Annotated in this window: 1 protein-coding gene; it reads left to right on the top strand. The window is 51.2% G+C overall.

Annotated features, from left to right (window positions below):
- Positions 1-17 precede the first annotated feature (17 nt).
- Positions 18-690, top strand: a 673-nt coding sequence (locus ACOCD2_RS24180) for an ISAzo13-like element transposase-related protein (RefSeq protein WP_419626301.1), incomplete at its 3' end; no start/stop codon positions are given.

The following is a 690-nucleotide window of genomic DNA, read 5'->3' as shown; positions in this document are numbered from 1 at the left end:
GCTACCGGCCACAACGTATCCGCAAATGCAAGCCACACAAACGTCTGCCAGAAACTGACGCCATCTTTGAAGAAATTCATCGGGTGAATGCTCAATCTGATGAACAGCCGGGAGTATTACGGTTATCTTTGGACACCAAGGCAACCGTCAAGGTGGGACCCTTTTCCCGGGGAGGAAAAAGCCGTTGTCCCCAACCGGCCTGCGACCATGATTTCGACGCAAAATGCACCTTAACGCCGTTTGGCATACTGCTGCCCAAACAAGCGAAAAGTTACTTGTGGTTCGCGCAGGGCAAAGTCACAGCAGACTTCATGGTGGATCGACTGGAGGAACTGTGGAAAACCTTCGCGCCAGAAGACCGCCCCCATACCTTGGTCATCAATGCTGACAACGGTCCGGAGAACAGCAGTCGCCGAACTCAATGGATGAAGCGGTTGACGGAATTCAGCGATACACATCAAATCAGGATACGACTGGCGTACTACCCGCCGTATCACAGCAAATACAACCCGGTCGAAAGACTATGGGGTGTTCTGGAAAATCATTGGCGAGGCGAATTACTGGATTCTGTTGAGAAAACCTTGGGTTTGGCTCGGAGTATGGCGTACAAAGGGATTCATCCGGTGGTAAGGAAAGTGAAGAAATCCTATAAAGCGGGAGTATCCCTGAGTAAGCAGGCCATGCGTGAAT

Source organism: Thiolapillus sp. (assembly GCF_048562965.1).
Classification (GTDB): Bacteria; Pseudomonadota; Gammaproteobacteria; order Chromatiales; family Chromatiaceae; genus Thiolapillus; species Thiolapillus brandeum_A.
This window is presented reverse-complemented; position numbering and strand designations above follow the sequence as displayed.